1 pseudogene is annotated in these 281 nt (G+C 63.0%); it reads left to right on the top strand.

The window, feature by feature from the left end:
* Positions 1-281, top strand: a pseudogene (locus tag PY257_RS02730) (transposase); the annotation flags it as partial.

Here is a 281-nt window from a genome sequence, read left to right as displayed (position 1 = left end):
ACAAACTCCACCTCGATACGGCCTGCTGCGGCGTACCCATCAGCGCCGTCCTCACGGGTGCCAACGTGCACGACAACCGGGTCGCGTTGCCGCTCTCGCGCACCAGCGCACAGCGGGTCGATGCCTGCTTGCGAACTCATGGACGCTGCCTATTGCAGCACCGTGATCCGTGAGGAAGTCCGAAGCGCAGGACGTGTGCCCTTGATCGACCACAACCCGCGCAAAGGGCAAAAGCAGGAGTTTGCCCCGCACGAGGCGCAACGCTACAAAACCAGATCAGG

Origin of the sequence: Curvibacter soli, assembly GCF_029211125.1 — a bacterium.
Taxonomy (GTDB): Bacteria; Pseudomonadota; Gammaproteobacteria; order Burkholderiales; family Burkholderiaceae_C; genus Curvibacter_A; species Curvibacter_A soli.
Note: the sequence above shows the minus strand (reverse complement) of the source record. Positions and strands in the feature narration are given on the sequence as shown.